Origin of the sequence: Chimaeribacter coloradensis (assembly GCF_002858715.1) — a bacterium.
Classification (GTDB): domain Bacteria; phylum Pseudomonadota; class Gammaproteobacteria; order Enterobacterales; family Enterobacteriaceae; genus Chimaeribacter; species Chimaeribacter coloradensis.
This window is the reverse complement of sequence record NZ_PJZH01000002.1, coordinates 137,729-157,238: the sequence shown is the minus strand read 5'-3', so window position 1 is coordinate 157,238 and position 19,510 is coordinate 137,729. Positions and strand designations below refer to the sequence as shown.

Annotated in this window: 20 protein-coding genes; 10 read left to right on the top strand and 10 right to left on the bottom strand. The window is 60.5% G+C overall.

Going from position 1 to position 19,510, the window contains the following annotated elements; all coding sequences use genetic code 11:
• Positions 1-450 precede the first annotated feature (450 nt).
• From CYR32_RS21360 to CYR32_RS03035, 5 genes are all read left to right on the top strand, one after another.
• A complete protein-coding gene (locus CYR32_RS21360) occupies positions 451-675 on the top strand; it encodes a hypothetical protein (RefSeq protein WP_146000663.1) in 225 nt (74 codons plus the stop codon).
• Positions 668-1,630, top strand: coding sequence for a winged helix-turn-helix domain-containing protein (locus CYR32_RS03050; protein ID WP_101822475.1), 963 nt, complete (start codon positions 668-670; stop codon positions 1,628-1,630). Before CYR32_RS21360 ends, CYR32_RS03050 begins: the two co-directional genes overlap by 8 nt.
• A 263-nt stretch (positions 1,631-1,893) precedes the next feature.
• Positions 1,894-3,195 (top strand): flippase, encoded by a 1,302-nt coding sequence (locus CYR32_RS03045; RefSeq protein ID WP_101822473.1) that lies wholly within the window; start codon positions 1,894-1,896, stop codon positions 3,193-3,195.
• A 145-nt stretch (positions 3,196-3,340) separates the two neighbouring features.
• Entirely contained in the window at positions 3,341-4,024 is a 684-nt protein-coding gene (locus tag CYR32_RS03040; protein ID WP_338152912.1) for an ATP-grasp fold amidoligase family protein, read from the top strand.
• Positions 4,025-4,174: 150 nt separating this feature from the next.
• Complete coding sequence (locus tag CYR32_RS03035; RefSeq protein WP_101822468.1) at positions 4,175-4,921, top strand: glycosyltransferase family 2 protein; 747 nt, start codon at positions 4,175-4,177, stop codon at positions 4,919-4,921.
• Between the two features lie 184 nt (positions 4,922-5,105).
• Here CYR32_RS03035 and spy read toward each other — a convergent pair whose 3' ends face one another.
• From spy to CYR32_RS03015, 4 genes are all read right to left on the bottom strand, one after another.
• Complete coding sequence (spy, locus tag CYR32_RS03030) at positions 5,106-5,621, bottom strand: ATP-independent periplasmic protein-refolding chaperone Spy (RefSeq protein ID WP_101822465.1); 516 nt, start codon at positions 5,619-5,621, stop codon at positions 5,106-5,108.
• 262 nt (positions 5,622-5,883) lie between these two features.
• A complete protein-coding gene (locus tag CYR32_RS03025) occupies positions 5,884-6,045 on the bottom strand; it encodes a DUF2474 domain-containing protein (RefSeq protein WP_420912818.1) in 162 nt (53 codons plus the stop codon).
• Positions 6,046-6,054: 9 nt separating this feature from the next.
• Positions 6,055-7,065, bottom strand: a complete 1,011-nt coding sequence (gene cydB / locus CYR32_RS03020) for a cytochrome d ubiquinol oxidase subunit II (protein WP_101822463.1) — start codon at positions 7,063-7,065, stop codon at positions 6,055-6,057.
• The gene (locus tag CYR32_RS03015; RefSeq protein WP_101822461.1) at positions 7,065-8,504 is read right to left on the bottom strand and encodes a cytochrome ubiquinol oxidase subunit I; all 1,440 of its coding nucleotides are present in this window, start codon (positions 8,502-8,504) and stop codon (positions 7,065-7,067) included. Before CYR32_RS03015 ends, cydB begins: the two co-directional genes overlap by 1 nt.
• A gap of 332 nt (positions 8,505-8,836) precedes the next feature.
• Here CYR32_RS03015 and CYR32_RS03010 point away from each other — a divergent pair, with 332 nt between their 5' ends.
• Positions 8,837-10,240: an aminotransferase-like domain-containing protein gene (locus CYR32_RS03010; protein ID WP_101822460.1), complete on the top strand. Its 1,404-nt coding sequence runs from the start codon at positions 8,837-8,839 to the stop codon at positions 10,238-10,240.
• Between the two features lie 55 nt (positions 10,241-10,295).
• Here CYR32_RS03010 and CYR32_RS03005 read toward each other — a convergent pair whose 3' ends face one another.
• Together CYR32_RS03005 and CYR32_RS03000 are read right to left on the bottom strand one after the other, a co-directional pair.
• Entirely contained in the window at positions 10,296-10,640 is a 345-nt protein-coding gene (locus tag CYR32_RS03005; RefSeq protein WP_101822457.1) for an antibiotic biosynthesis monooxygenase family protein, read from the bottom strand.
• Positions 10,637-11,716: a cytochrome P450 family protein gene (locus tag CYR32_RS03000; RefSeq protein ID WP_146000662.1), complete on the bottom strand. Its 1,080-nt coding sequence runs from the start codon at positions 11,714-11,716 to the stop codon at positions 10,637-10,639. Before CYR32_RS03000 ends, CYR32_RS03005 begins: the two co-directional genes overlap by 4 nt.
• 77 nt (positions 11,717-11,793) lie before the next feature.
• Between CYR32_RS03000 and CYR32_RS02995 the strand changes: the two genes are divergently transcribed.
• Complete coding sequence (locus CYR32_RS02995; protein WP_241523740.1) at positions 11,794-12,522, top strand: ArsR/SmtB family transcription factor; 729 nt, start codon at positions 11,794-11,796, stop codon at positions 12,520-12,522.
• On the opposite strand, the gene CYR32_RS02990 is transcribed toward CYR32_RS02995, so the two are convergent.
• Both CYR32_RS02990 and CYR32_RS02985 read right to left on the bottom strand, forming a co-directional pair.
• Positions 12,519-13,751, bottom strand: coding sequence for an MFS transporter (locus tag CYR32_RS02990; protein WP_338152913.1), 1,233 nt, complete (start codon positions 13,749-13,751; stop codon positions 12,519-12,521). The two genes, CYR32_RS02995 and CYR32_RS02990, sit on opposite strands and share 4 nt — an antisense overlap.
• A gap of 272 nt (positions 13,752-14,023) precedes the next feature.
• Complete coding sequence (locus CYR32_RS02985; protein WP_101822451.1) at positions 14,024-14,932, bottom strand: GntR family transcriptional regulator; 909 nt, start codon at positions 14,930-14,932, stop codon at positions 14,024-14,026.
• A 152-nt stretch (positions 14,933-15,084) separates the two neighbouring features.
• Here CYR32_RS02985 and CYR32_RS02980 point away from each other — a divergent pair, with 152 nt between their 5' ends.
• Complete coding sequence (locus CYR32_RS02980) at positions 15,085-16,107, top strand: zinc-binding alcohol dehydrogenase family protein (RefSeq protein ID WP_101822449.1); 1,023 nt, start codon at positions 15,085-15,087, stop codon at positions 16,105-16,107.
• 5 nt (positions 16,108-16,112) lie between these two features.
• On the opposite strand, the gene CYR32_RS02975 is transcribed toward CYR32_RS02980, so the two are convergent.
• Both CYR32_RS02975 and CYR32_RS02970 read right to left on the bottom strand, forming a co-directional pair.
• Complete coding sequence (locus CYR32_RS02975) at positions 16,113-16,646, bottom strand: hypothetical protein (protein ID WP_101822447.1); 534 nt, start codon at positions 16,644-16,646, stop codon at positions 16,113-16,115.
• Between the two features lie 65 nt (positions 16,647-16,711).
• Positions 16,712-17,488, bottom strand: a complete 777-nt coding sequence (locus CYR32_RS02970) for a glutamine amidotransferase (RefSeq protein WP_101822445.1) — start codon at positions 17,486-17,488, stop codon at positions 16,712-16,714.
• Positions 17,489-17,774: 286 nt separating this feature from the next.
• On the opposite strand from CYR32_RS02970, the gene CYR32_RS02965 reads away from it, so the two are divergent.
• Positions 17,775-18,788: an ABC transporter substrate-binding protein gene (locus CYR32_RS02965; RefSeq protein WP_101822443.1), complete on the top strand. Its 1,014-nt coding sequence runs from the start codon at positions 17,775-17,777 to the stop codon at positions 18,786-18,788.
• A 2-nt stretch (positions 18,789-18,790) separates the two neighbouring features.
• On the top strand, positions 18,791-19,507 hold the full coding sequence (locus CYR32_RS02960) for a M24 family metallopeptidase (protein WP_101822440.1): 717 nt from the start codon (positions 18,791-18,793) through the stop codon (positions 19,505-19,507).
• The last annotated feature ends 3 nt before the right edge of the window (positions 19,508-19,510 follow it).

Sequence of the window (19,510 nt, the reverse complement as noted above, 5' to 3'; positions counted from 1 at the left end):
GGCCTGACACCATTCGCCTATTTAGTGTGGGGGTATACGGGCCGGGTGTAGCCTATATCTAAAATTAGCGGGGCTAATATCTTCTAATATGTGAAATCAAATTTACCTGATTTCACTTGAATAAAATTATTTCACTTATGAAGTGAATTAAAAAAGTGAGGTAAATCAAGAAGAAACATAAGCTAAGGTAATGACTTCATTTAAGTTTCACAACAAGGTTCCGCCAATCAACCACACTTTGGATTTATAAATCCCGGTTAACTAACCGCTGCGGAGGTTAATTATTTTAAATTATTGCGATTTCGCTTAGTGGGATAAATCCTATTTATGAAAGGGGCGTTTTACATTAGGAACCATTCGGATAGTATCTGATTTGTGAACAGATTGTTGTTTCCAGCACGTCATAAATTCCGATATTGGTAAATGCGCAGACAGAATGCGACTTTTCCCATGTCAGATAATTATCAGTACGCTATTACTGTTGCATATAACTATTTTAATGAATTATCAGTAATTCGGGTGAAAACGCTCAAAAAGGAAGCAGAAAACAGCAGCGCCGCTAACCATTTTATTTCGACACACACCAGAGCCCACAAGGGATTGGGTACGGAAATGACACTATATTTCTTAAGCTTACAGGATTTGAGCAAAGATGAAGGAAGAGAACATGAGTGACTATAATAAATTAACCATAAAGAATCTGGATGTATTCATCCCGCCGAATGAAATTTCTCATTTGCGCTGGAAAGAATACCAGATCCTTTCACTATTATTTTCCCGATCTCCGGAACTGGTTACCCGCACGGAAATCATTGAAAATATTTGGAAAGGGACCTACTGCTCTGACTCCACCATTAACCAGACCATTAAGTCGATCCGCCAGAAAATCGGTGATGATGATCACGTATTGATCAAGACCATCCCACGGGTTGGTTATAAGATAGATCGGAAAGAGTTATTTCACTTCCTGAATGAAGATGAAGCGCTGGATTTTAATACTAAACCGGTTACCAATAAAAAAGACGCCCCGGCGGTGCAGCCGGCTGTTATTTCCGTAACAGAGAAAACGGCCCAAAAAGCGGCTGAAAATGGCTATGAAACCGGGTTACCTGTTATTAACGAGCCGGTTCCGGCGACCGCACCGCCTGTTGAAGCGCATGTGGAATCGCCGGTTGAGAACACCGGGAACAATGAGCCTGATGTGCAACAAGCACACACCGCCGCTGCCGACGCTGCGCCGGATGTCAAAAAAGGGCCGTTTACCCGGATGCGTGATTTGATTAACTTCGGCGCAAGCTGGAGATACCTCACGCTGGTTGCGTTGTCTTTGATCATTGTTGGTCAGCTTTTTTATGAAACTACACACACGTCCGGATCTGAAAGTAACGGTAAAAATGTTGTTCTGATTTTGCGCATGAACCCGTCCACCATCGGGTTACTGGTGAACCGCGAGGCGAACCAGGCGCACAGCCTCCGCCAGCCCGCCCACCCGGGCAGTGTGATCTGCATGGTCAATATTCCTGACCAGCACTCCCTGACCCCGGTCTGGCTGATGGATCATGTAAAAAAAGGGTGCCTGATGAACCAGGAATCCTCGGCCCTGACCGTGGATCCGGGCATTCCGCTGTAACCTGAAGGCACCATAACGGATTTCATTTTTTCACCTGGTTGTTTTATTAATTGTTATTTGCAATGAAGGTATGACCTGTTGATGATGAATTTGCGTTAAGAGGCAGATAACCCTACGGGTTTTCGGCCTCTCAGGAATGGATGCCGGCTGGAAAAATAGCGATGACTCTGGATATTATCCGGCCCATCCCGCCGGATAATATCTTTCGCTAAATCAAGTGACTGCCAATAATTGGCGTGGCGTGACTTCCGTTAGGAAAAGACATGAAGCCTGTAATCATTAATGCGTGTTGGCTAATCGCGGAACGAGTGTTGTTTGGCTTCTCGGGTGTATTTATTTCCATTTATGTGGCGCGTTATTTGCAACCGGCACAATTTGGGACAATCAGTTATTTACTCTCTATTGTCGCCATTACCGTTCCCCTGATTCAGATGGGTGCCGACAATATCCTCTTTAACCGCATTGCGCGTAACCCGCAAAGCGGCATCCGGCTGATGCTGGCCTCAGCACGCCTGCGCGCACGCTGGTTTACCGTCACCAGCGCCATCCTGCTGGTGTGGGGCTGGTGGTACCTGGAAACGACCCCTTTCATCATGCTGGTACTGGTGCTGATAAGCTCCTATTTCCAGATTCAGGACGTCTTTAAGATCTACTACGACGCCACGCTGAACTCCAAACGCAATACCTTTATCAATAACGGTGTGCTGCTGCTGGCGATTCTGGTGCGGGTGGCGATGGTGAAGTTTGAGATGTCGCTGGTGTGGTTCGTGATGCCTTACATCCTCAGCAGCGCGGTGCCGTACCTGATCCGCCGCCGGATGTTTATGCGTGAACACCCGGCCCCGGCGCAGATGCCGGCCTCACGTGCGCTCACTGACCGCTACTCCCGCTACCTGATGGTGGTGGGGCTGCCGCTGTCGCTGTCGGCGCTGTCGATTGTCATCTATACCCGGATTGACCAGGTGATGCTGGAGAACATGGTGGGGGCGCACGCCGTGGGCCTCTACAGCGCGGCGACCACCCTCTGCTACGCCTGGACCTTCGTGCCGATGGCGCTGATCACCTCGCTGATGGCAACGGTGGTGGGTGCGCGCAATGCGGATGAGCAGGCGGACATGATCCGGATGCTTTTCCTGATTATTCTGATCGTCATGCTGCCGATTGTCGGGTTCTATTTACTCTTCGGCGGGCAGCTGCTGACCATGCTGTTCGGCGCGGGCTTCAGCGAGGCCTCCGCCATTGTGCCGCTCTGTACGTTTACCGCGCTCTGCTCGGTACTGGGGACCTTGTCGATGCGGGTCATGGTGCTTTATTCGGGTTACCGTTTTATCGCGTTTAAGATGCCGCTGGTAGCGCTGGTCAATATTGTACTCAACTGGATGCTGATTCCACGTTATGGCATCGCCGGGGCGGCGATGTCGACGCTGGTTGCGGAATTTTTATCGTTCTTTTTGTTTAATATCTTCTTCCGTAAAGGGAAAATTACTGTACTGCAGCTGACGTGCTACCAAAGTATTCCTGTAGTAAACAGAAAGGTGAAAAGTTATGTTAAGAAATTTAGCTAAGAGAATTTATCGCAATCTGCCTGACCCGATTTTTCACCAGCTGAATTATGCGCGGGTGTTTAAGAAGCAGGCCAACATAACGCGTCCGGAACTGTTTAGTGAAAAGATTCTGATTCGGAATATCTGGCCGAAGAAGATTTATACCTTGCTGGCCGACAAAATTAAGGTGCGTGATTATATCTCCGCGGTATTGGGGGAGCAGTACCTGATCCCGGTCTATGCCACCACCACAGAGATGACGTACGAGCTGTATAAAAGCCTGCCGAACTCCTTTGTGATGAAAGCGAACCACGGCTGCGGCTTCAACAGTATCGTGTTCGACAAAAGCAAGATCACCTACGAAACCCTGTATGAGCAGGCCTCAACCTGGATGGATTCCAACTGGTATCTCTCCAACAAAGAGCGCCACTACCAGGGCATCAAGCCGGGGCTGATCTTCGAGGAGCTGTTACAGGTGGACGGCCAGGTGCCGAACGACCTGAAGTTCCACTGCTTCAATAAAGATGGCGAGATGCGCATCTTCATCCAGGTGGATTACCAGCGCTACGGCCTGCACCGCCGCGATGTGTTTGACGCCGAGTGGAACCGCACCGAGATCCGCATGGGGCTGAAAAACAACCCGGAGCCGATGCCGCGCCCGGAGAAGCTCGATGAGATGCTGGTGCTGGCCAAAACCATCGCCAGCCAGTTCTCTTATGTCCGTATCGATTTCTATTCCGTCGGCAGCAAGATCTATTTCGGCGAGCTGACGTTTACACCGGGGGCGGGCCTGTGCCGTATCTGGCCGCGCACAGTCCAACGTGAATGGGGGAGTTATTTCACTGATTAAAAAGAGGTGTGGGGGGTTGAAACATAACAGATAACAAAAAACCGTTTCAAATTAAACCAGATAACTGACGGCGTATAACCAAGGGCAGGGTGACTGTGACGCCCGCCCGGGGGCAGGTTGGTGTCGTTATCAGGTCAAAAGTGAGGATATATGGAAAAAGTATCAGTGGTAATGCCTGCCTTTAACACAGCAGATTATATTGAATACGCGATCGCCAGCGTATTGTCCCAGACTTATACCAATTTTCATCTTTATATTATTGATGATGCGTCGACTGACGCGACCGGGGAGATAGTTCAGCGTTTTACCGACGATCCACGCGTCACGTATTACCGGAATGAGCGCCGCCTTGGCCGTGCTGAAACGATTAATATGGGTATTGATATGGCCGCAGGGGAATTTATCGCCTTCTGCGACAGCGATGCCCTGTGGGAAAAGAACAAGCTGTTCACCCAGGTCAATATCCTGCAGACCAAACGCTATGACATGGTGTGCTCACACTACGCCACCTTCCTCACCAGCGTGACCAAACTGGCCAAAACCTATAAAAGCCAGGAGATTATTACCTACCGCGACCTGCTGCGGGGCCACCGCATTGCCGACATTACCGGCATGTATAACCAGGCCAAACTGGGTAAAGTCTATCTGGAGAACGTTCCGCACCAGGAGTACCTGATGTGGCTCTCCCTGCTGAAACGTGCCAAGGGCACCATGGCCTACTGCGTGCCGGAAACCCTGGCCTATTGCCGTATTTCACCGCGCCAGAGCTTTCTCAGCAAAAGCACGTTTACTGGCTGGCAATGGCGGATTTACCGTGACTACCTGCGTCTGCCTTATTATAAGTCTTTTTATTACTACCTCTCTTCTCTGGCTCATGCCATGAAGCGCAGCGTCTGACTGCCTGACCGGCAGCCCGGCTGCCGCAAAAAACGCCCCGCAGGCTGATACCTCCGGGGCGTTTTTTATGGCGCGGCGCGGCCGGGCGCGGCGCAGGCCCGGCACGCAGGCATAAAAAAACCGGGCATGTTGCCATGCCCGGCGCGCGGAAGGGGCCGCCAACACGGCCGCCCCGTTAAACCGCTTACTCTGCTGTGGTGTGAGTCTTTGCCTGGTCGTGTGCTGCGGCGCGCTGGGCGTGGCGTTCAGCCATTTTTTCAGCGCGTTTCTGGTAGTTCTCATTGAACTGCTTTTTCTGCTCCGGGGTCAGCAGGTTGTACATCTGGTTCTCAACGCGCATCCGCGACAGCATCTGGTCAGCGTGCGCTTTGGTCAGGGCGTCGACTTCCGCTTTGGCTTTGGCTTCGTCGAAGCTGTCAGAGGCCACCAGCTTATGCAGCTGCTCTCTGTGTTCTTTGCCTTCACCGCGTGGGTGCGCCGCGCGCTCCTGCTTCATCAGGTCACGCATCTGGGTGCGCTGCTGCTCGGTCAGGTTCAGGCCGGCAAACGGGTCAGCGTGGCGGCCCGGGCCTTTATGCTGCAACATCTTACCGTGCTCCACCGGAGCGGCCGGGGCGGTGGTTGTGTCAGCCGCGAATGCCAGGGAAACAGAGCCAAAAGCCAGGGTAGACGCTAATGCCAGGGCAGTAAGTTTACGCATAATTTATACCTCATTTATTGTTCGGTCGGCGGGTCAGCGCCGTTGTGTTGACGAAGGTAAGTCTACGCGCCTGAATGCATAGTACTGCGAGTTACTGTAAAACTGTTAAAGCGGAAAAGGCAAAAAGTGAACGAAAATGAAGGGATTATGGAGGAAGCGCTAACAGAGTGTGAAGAACGCGGGCCGGGCGGCGTGATTATGGAGAAAGCGTGGAGAAGGGCGGCGCAACTTTACCACGTGCGCCGCCGGGCAGGAAGGGCAATCAGTGGCTGCGCATCCCGGCGGCCGTCATCAGCAGCCGGAACAGCGACGCCACCACAAACAGCGCCAGCACACTGCCGCCCCAGATCAGCACCAGCCACATTACCCGCCGCCACAGCGGCTGCGGCGGGCTTTTTTCGGTCATGCGTTCAATTCTCGGCATAAACGCTCCTCAGTGATAGCCATGTTCCGGTTTGATCTTGCCGCGGAACACGTAGTAGCTCCAGAAGGTGTACACCAGGATCAGCGGGATAATAAACAGCGCCCCCACCAGCATAAAGCCCTGGCTCTGCGGCGGGGAGGCCGCCTCGCGGAAACTGATGGCCGGCGGGATCAGGTTCGGCCAGATGCTGATGCCAAGGCCGCTGAAGCCGATGAACACCAGCGCCAGCGTCAGGATAAAGGGCGCGTAGTGGGCGTCCGGGTTGTGGGCGGTGTGCCACAGCCCCCAGGCCGCCAGCACCACCAGCACCGGCACCGGCAGGAAGAAGAAGAGATCCGGCAGCGTGAACCAGCGTTCGGAGATGGCCGGGTAGCTCAGCGGCGTCCAGATACTGACAATCGCGATCACCACCAGCAGCGCCACCAGCAGCGGCCTGGAGAGGCGGCGCATGGTGCCGAGCAGCGGCCCCTCGGTTTTGATAATCAGCCAGCTGCACCCCAGCAGCGCATAGGCCACCACCAGCCCCACGCCGCAGAACAGCGAGAAGGGGGTGATCCAGTCAAACACGCTGCCGACCCAGGTGCGGTTCTCCACCGGGAAGCCGTTCAGGAACGCCCCCAGCACCACCCCCTGTGAGAAGGTGGCGATAAAGGAGCCGGCGATAAAGGATTTGTCCCAGAAGGCGCGGTGTGATTCTGACGCCTTAAAGCGGAACTCAAACGCCACGCCGCGGAAAATCAGCCCGATCAGCATAATCGTCAGCGGAATCGCCAGCGCATCCAGGATCACCGCATAGGCCAGCGGGAACGCGCCGAACAGCCCGGCACCGCCCATCACCAGCCAGGTTTCGTTGCCGTCCCACACCGGGGCCACGGTGTTCATCATCACGTCCCGGTCATGGCTGGCCGGCACCATCGGGTAGAGCAGGCCGATGCCGAGGTCAAACCCATCCATCACCACATACATCAGGATGCTGAAGACGATGATCACAAACCAGATCAAAGAGAGATCGATACCCATTATTTGTTCCTCCGCAGGGCGTCTTTGGTAGGGTGTTCCAGTGACTCATCCGCTGCTGACAACGGGCGTGCCGGGGTACGCGGCTGGCCCGGGCCGCCTTCGGGCGGTGTATGGGCAACAAACGGCTGCGGCCCGCGGGCAATCAGCTTCATCAGGTAGACCAGCCCGATGCCGAACACCGAACAGTAGACCAGCAGGAAGGCCAGCAGGCTCAGGGACATATGCAGCGTGCCGTGGTTGGAGACGGCATCACGGGTGCGCAGCAGGCCATACACCACCCACGGCTGGCGGCCGATCTCGGTGGTAAACCAGCCGGCGATAATCGCAATCAGCCCCGACGGCCCCAGCAGCAGCGCAAAGCGGTGGAACATGCGGTTAAGGAACAGCTTGCCGCGCCAGCGCAGCCAGAGGCTCCAGACCCCGGCGGTGATCATCAGCAGCCCCATCGCCACCATGATGCGGAATGACCAGAAAATAATGGTGGAGTTGGGGCGCAGGTCAGGCGGGAAGGATTTCAGCGCCGGGATCTGCTCGGTCAGGCTATGGGTCAAAATCAGGCTGCCGAGGTAGGGGATCTCCACCGCATATTTGGTGCGTTCCTCTTCCATGTCCGGCAGGCCGAACAGGATCAGCGGCGTTGCCTCATCTTTCGGGTTCTCCCAGTGCCCCTCAATCGCGGCGATTTTCGCCGGCTGGTGCTCCAGGGTATTCAGCCCGTGGGCATCCCCGATCACCGCCTGGATTGGCGCGACGATCAGCGCCATCCACATCGCCATCGAGAACATTTTGCGCACTGTGGGGGTGTTGTTGCCGCGCAGCAGGTGCCACGCGCCGGACGCGCCGACAAAGAACGCCGAGGCGAGGAAGGCCGCCGTCGCCATATGCAGCAGACGGTAAGGGAACGACGGGTTGAACACCACTTTGAACCAGTCCACCGGGATCAGCTGGCCGTCCACAATCTCATAGCCCTGTGGCGTATGCATAAAGCTGTTGGAGGCGAGGATCCAGAACGTGGACATCAGCGTGCCGAGCGCCACCATGCAGGTGGAGAAGAAGTGCAGCCCCGGGCCGACGCGGTTCCAGCCGAACATCATCACCCCGAGGAAGCCCGCTTCCAGGAAGAAGGCGGTGAGCACCTCATAGGTGAGCAGCGGCCCGGTGATGCTGCCGGCAAACGCCGAGAAGCCGCTCCAGTTGGTACCGAACTGGTAGGCCATCACCAGCCCCGAGACCACGCCCATGCCGAAGTTAACGGCAAAAATCTTCAGCCAGAAGTGGTAAAGATCGCGGTAGGTCGTGTTATGGGTCTTCAGCCAGCAGGCTTCCAGCACAGCCAGGAAACTGGCCAGCCCGATGGTGATCGCCGGAAAAATTATATGGAATGATACGGTGAACGCGAACTGGATCCGGGCCAGTTCAAATGCATCTAAACCCAACATAGCCACCTCATATTGCCCAACAACAATGCCTGAAAACCGGAACCGCTGCCCGTGCAAGGGGGCTGTGCGGCGCACCGGCAAACCGTCCGGCGTGATAACCGGCGTGAGAGTGCAAAAACATGTGAAAACGGGGCGATCTCCCCGCAAATGGCATAGTTAATCTCCGCTAACCTGCAAAAGGTATAGCACACCAAATGGGTTTTTGCGGTAAAGCGGGCTACCGGCTGTGATCGCGGTAAAGGCAGTAAAACAGAACAGGGGTAACTATAATAGTCACAGTTTGATAACATGATCCTATAACAGTTTGCCTGTCCCGTTCCCAGGATGCCGCCATGACCCGCTATGAAGAGCTCGCCCAACGCCTGCGCCGCCAGATCCAGTCCCAGGTCTGGCTGCCGGGTGACAAACTCCCCTCACTGCGCGAGAGCTGCAAACAGTCCGGCCTGAGCCTGATGACGGTGCTGCAGGCGTACCAGTTGCTGGAGAGCCAGGGCTGGGTGGTGGCACGGCCGCAGTCCGGCTATTACGTGGCGAACAGCCCGAGCGCGCTGCCGGAGAGCGGCGGGGCGCTGCACCTCTCCGAGCAGGTCGACATTAATGACGCGATTTTCGACATCCTGCAGGCAGCGAAAGACCCGACCATCGTGCCGTTCGGCTCCGCCTTCCCGGATGCCTCGCTCTTCCCGCAGCCGCGGCTGGCACGCTCGCTGGCCAGCGCGGTGCGCCGCATGTCCGCCTCCAGCGCCGTCGCCAACCTGCCGCCCGGCAATGAGGATCTGCGCCGCAGCATCGCCCAGCGCTACGCCCAGCAGGGGATTGCGGTGGCCCCGGATGACATTGTGATCACGTCCGGGGCGATGGAGTCGCTGGGGCTGAGTTTGCAGGCGGTGACCGAGCCGGGTGACTGGGTGGCGATTGAGTCACCGGCGTTTTACGGCGTCTTGCAGGCGATTGAGCGGCGGCAGCTGAAAGCGGTGGCGATCCCGACGGATGTGCAGACCGGCATCGACCTCGACGCGCTGGCGGATGCGCTGGCGCGTTACCCGATCCGCGCCTGCTGGCTGATGTCCAATTTCCAGAACCCGCTGGGGGCGACCCTGCCGCGCGCCAGGAAGCAGCAGCTGGTGGCGATGCTGGCGGCACGGGGCATCGCGCTGATTGAGGATGATGTCTACAGCGAACTTTACTTCGGCCCGGCGCGCCCGCCCGCGCTGCGCGCCTTCGACCGCGACGGCAGCACGGTGCTGCACTGCTCCTCCTTCTCCAAGTGCCTGGCACCCGGTTTCCGCGTCGGCTGGGTGGCGGCCGGGCCTTATGCCGCCAAAATCCAGCGGCTGCAACTGATGAGCACGCTCTCCGCCAGCGTGCCGACCCAGCTGGCGCTGGCGGACTACCTGCACCAGAGCGGTTTTGAACCCCACCTGCGGCGGCTGCGGCGGCAACTGGAGCTGCGCCAGCTGGCGATGTACCGCGGCATCCAGCAGGCGTTCCCGGCCGGGGTGAGCATCAGCCGCCCGGAGGGCGGTTACTTCCTCTGGCTGACGCTCGGCCAAGGCCGCGACGCCCGCACCCTCTACCGCCGGGCGCTGGCACAGGGCATCAGCATCGCCCCGGGGCATATGTTCACCACCGGTGACCAGTTCCGCGACGGCGTGCGCCTCAACAGCTCCTTCCCCTGGGACGCCCGCCACCAGCAGGCGATCGAGACGCTGGGGGAATTAGTGCGCGGGCTTTGACCGCTGGGCCGCTTGCCGGTGGCTGGAACGCCAGGCGCGCGGGGGGCACCCCGGCTCAGCCGTGGCGGCCGCGGCTGTCCGTGGGGGCCTGAGCGCGCGCCGTCTTGCCGTAGTCGCGCTGTACCTCCGCCACACGCAGCCGGTAATCGGCCAGCAGCGAGTGCCGCCCGGCGGCCTGCGCCTGCCGGTGCGCCTCAAGATTACGCCACTGCCGCACCGCCTCCTCATCCCGCCAGAATGAGAGCGCCAGCAGTTTGTCAGGGTCAGCAAGGCTCTGGAACCGTTCGATAGAGATAAACCCGTCAATCTCCGCCAGCAGGGGTTTCAGTGCGGCGGCCCGCTGCAGGTAGGCATCAGCCTTGCCCGGCATGGCGTAGAGTTCAAAGATCACGGCAATCATGGTTCATCTCCTGGTGAAATAAATTCCGGCACCCGCGCATTGGCGGAAACCCGCCAGCGATACGCCGTTGTATGTGACTGCTGTGCCGGGCAGGCCAGCAGATGTGCCACCGCCACCTCTGCGATCGCCACCGCCCATTGTCTGCCGGGGCAGGCGTGCGGCCCTGCACCAAATGCCAGGGTGCCTGCGGCGTCCGGTGCGCCCAGCACCACCAGCACCTGCCCGCCTTTTGCCAGCGGGCAGCCGCCGAGGTCAGTATCAGCCTGCGCCACCCGCCGGGTGTTCTGGATCGGCGGGGTCTCCCGCAGCACCTGTGCCACCCGTGCGGCGGGTGCGCCCTCTGCCAGAAGGCTCTGGCCAATCAGCCCGGCGGTGCCTTCGCATGCCTGAAACAGCAGCCCGATCAGGTTAAGCGGAACCAGTGATTTGTCTGTGAGCCCCTCCTGTTCACAGGCGGCGTCCAGCGCCCGCCACAGCGGGCCGGGCGTGGCACGTTCAACACGCGCCAGCAGCGTCTCCGCCGCCCGGCTTCCTGCTGTTAGTTGCGCTGGCGTGCCGCCCGGCGCAATGCAGCGCACCAGCGCCAGCACCTCATCCACCAGCACCGGCCGGTGTTCCGGCGGCAGGCCGATAAAATCCGCAATCACACAGATCGGCAGGGCATAACAGAACCGGGTCAGGGCCGCGGGCAGCAACGGGCGATCGGCGGCCAGTTGATTGGCCAGCCGGGCCGCCGTGGCCGTGACCTGTGACGGCGGGAGACTCTCCAGCGCGGTACGCAGCGCCGATTTTAAAGGGCGGTGAGCAACGCCGTCGCGCATTCTGACTAAGGCCGCAAACACCGTACCGGCTGCGGTGCCCTGTAAAGCGGGCGGCACCGGCGCTTCCGGCGGGCGCACGCCAAGCAGCGGGTGGTTCAGGGCCGCCGCGGCCAGTGCGGGTGACAGTGTCACCGCGGCATAGGGCGGCAGGGCGATCAAGGGCCCTGCCACGGCGAGTTGCCGGTAGACAAGGCGCGGGTCCGGCAGTGTTACCGCCGCAACCGGATCGGGTGAGGAGAAAGGGCAACATAACATGATGATTTCCATTGGTCAGCAGAGAGGTGACCAGCGTAAAGTAAGCCTCCTCACCATACTTCGTCAGGAACCGAACTATGCCCCATGACATGTTGCCTTGCCTTTCTGCCCCGCCGGATGAGGCGCCGCCGCTGGAACACCATTTGGCGTCGCTGGCCGCTGCCGTGGCCGACCGCGGCCGTGCCGCGATGCTCTGCCTGCTGATGGATGGCCGCGCTTACACCGCAACCGAGCTCGGCACCGTGGCCGGGGTGGCAGCCTCTACCGCCAGCGCACACCTGGCGCGGCTCACGGAACAGCAACTGGTCGTCATGATAAAGCAGGGGCGTTACCGCTATTTCCGGCTGGCCGGTGCACCGGTAGCGCAGATGCTGGAGGGGCTGATGGGGCTGACCCGCGGCGGCACGGCAGTGCGCTCCTCAACGCCGCCCGCGCTGCGCTTTGCCCGCACCTGTTACAACCATATGGCCGGCACCCTGGCGGTGCATCTGCACGATCGGTTTCTGGCGCTGGGCTGGCTGACCGGGGAGGGGCACTATCAGCTGAGCGGGGCCGGGCAGACCGGGTTACAGCAGATGGGCCTCAGCCTGACGCCCGCCCAACCCGCGGCGGGCTGTTACTGCCTGGACTGGAGTGAGCGCCGCGGCCACCTGGCGGGCGCATTAGGTGCGCAATTACTGCAACTTTTTGAGCGCCGCCACTGGGTCGAACGCCACCTCGACAGCCGGGCGCTGACGCTGACTCCCGCCGGGCGGCAGGCGGTGGCACGCCACCTGGGCGCACTGCCGCCGGCGGAGCGCCGTTAACCCGCCTGGTTATCCGTGATCGGGTCGCGCACGATAAACAAGTAGGAGAGCGCACCGAGCACCGTGACCCCGGCGCAGATGCTGAGGGCCAGGCTGAAGGAGTGGGTGGTGTCGAGGATCCAGCCGGTCACCACCGGGGCAAACGAGGCGAAGATAAAGCTGGCGAAGTTCTGGATGCTGCCCACCGAGGCGGTCATGCGCGAGGAGACCGCGACATGGATCAGCCCCCAGCAGGAAGTGCCGGCGAAGTGGATGCAGAACAGCGCCATGCCGATCAGCACCACCGCCACGCCGGTGGTCTCCGCCTGTACCACCACCGCCGTAAACGCGGCGGAGAGGAACATGCCGGAGGCGATGCAGATTTTCCGGCTCTTCACCGGGGCCATGCCGCGCCGCACCAGAAAATCGGTGACCACGCCGTTGCATAGCATCCCGGCCGCGCCGAACAGGAACGGAATGGCGGCATACAACCCGGTGCTTTTCAAATCGAGCTGGTAGGTGTTCTGCAGGTAGCCCGGCAGCCAGGCGAGGTAGAGCCAGGCGGTGTAGTTGATGCCGCTGAAGCCGAGCATCATGCCCCACATGGTGCGGTTGCGGAACAGCCCGCGCCACTCGGCCATGCTCAGCGGGTCCTGCCGGGCGCTGACGCTGCCGTCATTGAGGTACGCCTGCTCGTCAGCCGTGAGGGACACCGACGGGCGGTTGCGGTAGAGCATGTACCAGCCCACGGAGAGCGCAATCCCCAGCACGCCGATGGTGATAAACATCCCGCGCCAGCCGATCAGCAACATCATCGCGGCGAGGATCGGCGGGCTTATCGCCAGCCCGATGGTGGAGGCGGCGTTAAAGATGCCCATCGGCGTGCCGCGGTGGCGGATGTTGAACCAGTCATTGATCACTTTTACGCCGCACGGGTTCATCGGCGCTTCACCGATCCCCAGCCCGATGCGCACCAGCACAAAGTGGGTGAAGCTGTTGACCAGCCCGGAGAGCGCCTGAAACAGCGACCAGACAAACATCCCCAGCCCCAGCATAATGCGCGGCCCTTTGCGATCCAGCAGCGGGCCGCACGGCAGTTGCGCCAGCCCGTACGCCAGCGAAAAGGCGGAGAGCAGGATGCCGATCTCGGTGCCGCTCAGCCCCATCTCGCCACGGATGGTCATGTTCGCCACCGACAGGGAGCTGCGGTCGAGGTAGTTGATCACCGCGGCCAGAAACAGCAGCACCATCGCGGTGGTCTGGATGCGTTTAATGCGGGTGCTGCGCGGCGGGGCGGCGGCATCCAGCGGCGGCAGGGTGATCACCGGGCGCGCACCGCGCGCCGTCTCACCGGTAAACTCACGGGTTTTTTCCATTGCAGGCTCCTGGGGAAACGCTGCCCGGTCAGGCAGCAGACCTCCTCAGCCTAGCCAGCGCCGCGCACAGGCCGCTGCGGTTTGGTGCCAAACCGTGCGGCGGGTAAACGTTTTCGGCATTTAATTGGGTTTTATCCACCCTGAGGTCACTTCTCCCGCTGGCCGCGGATCGCCTCGTTCATGGTGCGGCGGGCAGTGGCGAGGTGGGCGCGCAGCTCACGCATCGCTTCCTGGTCATTGCGGCAGATCAGCGCCAGCAGCAGCGCCATATGCTCCTCGGTGGCGACGATATTGCGCTGCTTCAGGTGGTGCTCATCCCACTGGTAGTGGAAGTGGAAAATCACCGAGATGATCTCCAGCGTCTGGTTAAAGAAGGGGTTATCGGCAGCGGACATGATCAGCGCATGCAGTTCGCGGTCCAGCCCGGCAAAGCGGCGGTAGTGGTCGTCCATCATGGTGTGGAGCTGGCGGTGGCGGGTCAGCAGGTCGCGCGCCCTGACCCAGCGCGGGTCGTCGGCCGGTAAAGTCAGGAAGCGTTGCAGCGCATGGGTCTCCAGCATCTCCCGCAGTTCAAACAGGTTCTCCGCATAGACCTCATCAAATGGCTTCATCAGCCACTCGCCGCGCCCGGCAGCCTCCAGCAGCCCGTAGCGGCTGAACCGCAGCAGAAAATCGTGCACCGCCCCGGCGCTCACCCCGGCGTTTTTCGCCAGCTGCACCTCGCTGAAGGCGTCCCCCGGCCGCAACTGCCGCTGGCGGATCAGCTCATGGAATGCGGTCTCCACCTGCCCGGCCTGCGCCGCATCGGGCAGCGGCCCCGGTAAGAAGCCCTCATCCCCGGCCGGGGCGCGCGCAATGCAGAACTGCCCGGCGCGGCGCGCCAGAATGCCGCGCTGTTGCAGGTAGTCCAGCGTGTGGCGCACGGTGGTGCGGCTGATGTTGTAGAGTTCGGCCAGCGCCGCCTGGGAAGGCAGCGGGGAGGGCAGGTGGCCCTTGGTGATGCCGTCTAGCATCTGGTTGATGACACTCTGTCGCAGGTGTTGGGGTCGGCTCATGGCGGCACCTCTGTGCAGGGTACGGCTGCCCATTAAAACCCACTTTAAAACACAATAGTCGGCGCTAATTCACATTTGCAGCGCTTATGTAACAAAATTGTTCTGTTTTTAACTAGAAAGTTACATAAAACGTTGTAACGGAGAGAGAGACCATGCGCCAGATGACCACCCTAATTTGCCCGGAGCCGCGGGCGTTACGTACCATCACGCGGGACGTGCCGCACCCCGCGCCCCATGAGGCGCTGCTGCGGGTACAGGCCGTGGGGATCTGCGGCACGGACATCCATGCCTGGGCGGGCAACCAGCCGTTTTTCAGCTACCCGCGGGTGCTGGGCCATGAGGTGTGCGGGGAGATCGCTGCCCTGGGTGACAACGTCACAGAATTTGCCGTCGGCCAGCGTGTGGCGCTGATCCCTTACCTCGCTTGCGGTGCCTGCCCGGCGTGTGACAGCGGCAAACCCAACTGCTGCGAGCACATCTCGGTGATCGGGGTGCATCAGGACGGCGCGTTCTGTGAATTTCTGCGTGTGCCGGTGAGCAACCTGCTGCCGGTGGGCGACCTCGACCCGGAAGCGGCGGCGCTGCTGGAGCCATTCGCCATCAGCGCCCACGCGGTGCGCCGCGCGGCCCTGCAACCGGGGCAGGCGGTGCTGGTCAGCGGGGCGGGGCCGATAGGGCTGGGGGTAGCGGCGATTGCCGACGCCGACGGCGCGCAGGTGGTGGTGAGTGACACCAGTGCCGGGCGACGGGCGCACGTTACGCAGGTGCTCGGCCTGCCGGCACTCGACCCGGCCGCGCCGGGCTTTGGTGAGCAGTTACGCGCTGCGTTTGGCGGCCTGCTGCCGGAGACGGTGATCGATGCCACCGGCAACGCCCAAGCGATGAACGCGGCCGTGACGCTGCTGCGCCACGGCGGCACCGTGGTGTTTGTCGGGTTACATAAGGGGATGCTGGAGATCGCCGACCCGGAATTCCATAAGCGGGAAGCGACGGTGATGGGCAGCCGCAACGCCACGCGGGAGGATTTCGCCAAAGTCAGTGCGCTGATGGCGGCCGGCACGCTGCACCCCGGCATCATGCTGACCCACCATTTTCAGTTTTCGACGCTGGCCGACGAGTTTGAGGCGCGGGTGATCAATAACCGCGCGTTGATTAAAGGCATCGTGCGCTTTTAGGCGGGCTAGCCGCCCCAGCCGAGCTGCTGCCGGATCGCCCGCCGGTAAGGGGTGTCGATCTGCGGCGGCACCTGCTCGATGTAGTTCATGGCGTGGTCGCGCGTTTCGCCCGTCAGGCTGCTGAGGTAGGCGAGCGCCTCCTGCTGCGACGGGATGCGCCCCTCGCTGTTCTCCACTTTCGGCGGCAGCGCCGTCCAGATCACCGCGTCGATGCCGCGCGCTGCCGCCCAGGCGGGCAGCAGCCCCTCCGCGTCCCCGGCGGTCAGCATCAGCCCGATGCCGTCGTGCCGCTCAGGCGGGATCTGCTCCCGTTGTTTCAGCGCCTCGCACGCCTCTGTCAGCGACGGGGTGGCGAGCAGCGCCCAGAACACCGGCACCGGCGGGGCGTTAAAACAGATCGCCGTCGCCAGTTCGCCGCCATCCCCCACCCGTGAAAACTCAACCGGCACGCACGGGCCATCGGCGTACCACTCGCCTGCGACCGGCAGCGGGCCCGGTTTCCATATCAGCGATCCCCAACCCAGACAGGCAATATTCATTTATCCCACTCCTGATAAGTGTCACATCCACCGGATCAAGAGTAGTTGAATTTCTGCCGCTTCGGTTAGTCAGCGGCGGTCAGCCAGCGCAGCATATTGGTGAACAGCGGCGCATAACCGGGCCAGTCAATGAACGACTGCGGCAGCCAGTGCGGGCTGACGTCCGACGTCCAGGCCAGGGTGCGGCCCTGTCCGTAATGGCCGGTCACCAGCAGCGGGTGGCCGCCCTGATCGTCCGGCAGGCGTGCCAGCACCTCTGCGCCCGGCTTCACCTCAACCTCATTGGCCCCCAGCAGCAGCGGCCACTCAGCAGGCAGGCCCGCCAGGATCGGGTGGTCTTCCGCACCCGGTACCGGCACCGCAACAAAGCCTTCGGGCACTTCCAGCCGGTCGTCATAGGGCAGGCAGGTCACCGGCAACACCTCCTCCACCGGGGTGCGCCGCCAGCGCGCTTTGCCGTCGATGCCCTGGAAGCTCAAATAGCCGCCGAACATCGCCAGCGCGCCGCCCTGTTCCACGTAGCCGCGCAGCAGTTTCAGCCGGTCAGCAACCGGTTTACCGTGCAGCCAGACGTCGGGGTGAAGTTGCAGCGAGCTGGCCCCGATGTCTGACAGCAGGATCGCGTCATAGGCCGCTAACCCCTCTGCCGTGAACGGCAGCGCCTCCACCGCCTGGTGGGCGGGCAGGTGCGTAAGCTGGAACTCGGTCTCTGCCAGCGCAGCGGTCAATGGCCCCGCGCCGCTGTGAAAGGTCACGCTGCCGAACTGATCAAATCCTTTATAGTGCGTGGCCGCACTGACCCACGTTTCACCGACCAGCAATACCTGTTTGGTTTTTTCCACCCTTTCTCTCCCTCCGGGATCGCCCGGCCAAGTGTCTGAATAATGCACATTGCTTGACAGGGTAAATAATAGACAAAGTTGAACCGTTTCAACGGGAAAAAATGTGTCATTAATCGCCTATGCATTCAACAAATAAATAATATTTATGTAACTTATTGACATAATTCATCAAACCGTTTCACTATCTGCGGATTGCTGATAATTCGTGCGGTGGAGTTGGCTTCGCGCGTGGCGGAAAAACACGGGGTGATGCCCCTTTTATTCACTTAGGCAAATGGAGAATATGATGCAACGACGTTCAATCCTGAAAGGGGCACTGCTGGCCGGTGCTGTGGCACTGGCACCCTGGCTGGGTGCCGGTATGGTGACCCCGCAGGCACAGGCTGCCGAACTGACCAAAATTACCTTTGTTCAGGAGTGGCCGGTGGCGGACGGCTTCTGGATTCCGTGGATCCTGGGGAAAGAGAAGGGCTTCTACGCCGCTGAGGGCATTGACCTGAACATCGTGGCACCGCCGACCGTGGCCGACACCATGAAATTCCTCGGCACCGGCCGCGCTGACCTCGCCTTCACCACCGTGATGGACATCATCTTCGCCAAAGAGCAGGGCGCGCCGGTCACCGCCATCGGCCGTTACGGCCAGGGCAACAACTGGGGCATCGTCTCCCGCCAGGGGGAGAAATTCACCGTCGCGGAGCTGAAAGGCAAAACCATCGGCATCTACAACGACGCCTGGACCAAAGCGCAGCTGGCACTGATGCTGAAAAGCGCCAACCTGACGCTGAAAGACATCACCATGGTGGCCGCAGCCGATGACACCGTGCCGCTGCTGCTGCAAAAACGCGTTGACGCCATCACCGGCATCACCAACGCCGAAGGCACCGGGGTGGTCACCACCGGCAAACAGAAGCCGGAATTCCTGCCTGCCGTGGAGCACGGCGTGCCGAACACCCCGATCTTTATGCTGGCCGGGAATGAGCGCTGGCTGAAAGCCAACCCGGAGAAGGCCAAAGCCTTTATGCGCGCCACTCAGAAGAGCATCGCCTACGCCATCGCCCACCCGGACGAAGGCACCGCGGCCTTCACCAAACTCTACAGCAAGGCCTATGACCCGGCCTTTATCAAACAGCAGTGGGCCGACACCATCACCCTGCTGGGCAACCCGAGTGCCGATCAGCTGAAACTCAGCGACACCGCCTGGAATGACCTGCTGAACGCCGTGAAAGCGGAAGGGATTGTGAAACAGACCCTGCCGGCGAACCAGTACTACACCAACGATTACCTGCCGCAGGGGAACTGAGGATGAGCGCACGCGAACCGGGCACCCGCTGGGTGCCGGAGTGGAGCTACAAACCCGGCCCGGACGTCGCCTATGAGGCACCGGCCGGGCTTCGCGAGGCGCAGGCGATGGCGAAAGCCGTCGCCGCCGCCGGGCTGGCCGCCGCTGCGCCGGGCGTCACCGAGCAGCAGATTGAGCTGGCAGTGTGTGACGCGCTGGAGCAGCAGGGCGCGGCAGGCATCTGGACCATCACCACCGTGGGGCTGGGGGAGAATGCCCGCATCTGCTTCCCGACCCACGCGCCGACCACCCGCGCGGCCGCCGCGCAGGATGTGCTGATGATTGATGTCCACCCGATTACCCGGCAGGGCTTCTGGGGCGACGTCACCCGCTGCAAAGTGATCGGCGACCATCCGCTCGCCACCGAGGCGCTGCGCGACCTCGAGGCGCTTCACTACGAGGTGCTGGCGAAGTGCCGCCCCGGCATGCCCGCCAACGAGCTGTTCGGCCTCTGCCATGACCGCCTGGAGGCCGAGGGCTTTGTGCTGCTCGACCTGCTGGCGAACATCGGCCACTCCCTGACCCCCGGCGCGGCCTACCTGCACAAGTTTATTGATGCCGGTAACGACACGCCGATGTGGGGCGCCTGGGCGGTGGAACCGTTCGCCGCGCGCGGGGATATCGCCGTGAAAGTAGAAGATCTGGTCTGGTTTGGCCGCGAGCGGTGCGAAATCCTGTAACGC

Excerpts from the sequence above, each read along its gene's own strand:
- CYR32_RS21360 (WP_146000663.1), top strand. The coding sequence starts at position 451 with ATGTCAGATAATTATCAGTACGCTATTACTGTTGCATATAACTATTTT.
- CYR32_RS03050 (WP_101822475.1), top strand. The coding sequence starts at position 668 with ATGAGTGACTATAATAAATTAACCATAAAGAATCTGGATGTATTCATC.
- CYR32_RS03045 (WP_101822473.1), top strand. The coding sequence starts at position 1,894 with ATGAAGCCTGTAATCATTAATGCGTGTTGGCTAATCGCGGAACGAGTG.
- CYR32_RS03035 (WP_101822468.1), top strand. The coding sequence starts at position 4,175 with ATGGAAAAAGTATCAGTGGTAATGCCTGCCTTTAACACAGCAGATTAT.
- spy (WP_101822465.1), bottom strand. The coding sequence starts at position 5,621 with ATGCGTAAACTTACTGCCCTGGCATTAGCGTCTACCCTGGCTTTTGGC.
- CYR32_RS03025 (WP_420912818.1), bottom strand. The coding sequence starts at position 6,045 with ATGCCGAGAATTGAACGCATGACCGAAAAAAGCCCGCCGCAGCCGCTG.
- cydB (WP_101822463.1), bottom strand. The coding sequence starts at position 7,065 with ATGGGTATCGATCTCTCTTTGATCTGGTTTGTGATCATCGTCTTCAGC.
- CYR32_RS03015 (WP_101822461.1), bottom strand. The coding sequence starts at position 8,504 with ATGTTGGGTTTAGATGCATTTGAACTGGCCCGGATCCAGTTCGCGTTC.
- CYR32_RS03010 (WP_101822460.1), top strand. The coding sequence starts at position 8,837 with ATGACCCGCTATGAAGAGCTCGCCCAACGCCTGCGCCGCCAGATCCAG.
- CYR32_RS03005 (WP_101822457.1), bottom strand. The coding sequence starts at position 10,640 with ATGATTGCCGTGATCTTTGAACTCTACGCCATGCCGGGCAAGGCTGAT.
- CYR32_RS03000 (WP_146000662.1), bottom strand. The coding sequence starts at position 11,716 with ATGTTATGTTGCCCTTTCTCCTCACCCGATCCGGTTGCGGCGGTAACA.
- CYR32_RS02995 (WP_241523740.1), top strand. The coding sequence starts at position 11,794 with ATGCCCCATGACATGTTGCCTTGCCTTTCTGCCCCGCCGGATGAGGCG.
- CYR32_RS02990 (WP_338152913.1), bottom strand. The coding sequence starts at position 13,751 with ATGGTGCTGCTGTTTCTGGCCGCGGTGATCAACTACCTCGACCGCAGC.
- CYR32_RS02985 (WP_101822451.1), bottom strand. The coding sequence starts at position 14,932 with ATGAGCCGACCCCAACACCTGCGACAGAGTGTCATCAACCAGATGCTA.
- CYR32_RS02980 (WP_101822449.1), top strand. The coding sequence starts at position 15,085 with ATGCGCCAGATGACCACCCTAATTTGCCCGGAGCCGCGGGCGTTACGT.
- CYR32_RS02975 (WP_101822447.1), bottom strand. The coding sequence starts at position 16,646 with ATGAATATTGCCTGTCTGGGTTGGGGATCGCTGATATGGAAACCGGGC.
- CYR32_RS02965 (WP_101822443.1), top strand. The coding sequence starts at position 17,775 with ATGCAACGACGTTCAATCCTGAAAGGGGCACTGCTGGCCGGTGCTGTG.
- CYR32_RS02960 (WP_101822440.1), top strand. The coding sequence starts at position 18,791 with ATGAGCGCACGCGAACCGGGCACCCGCTGGGTGCCGGAGTGGAGCTAC.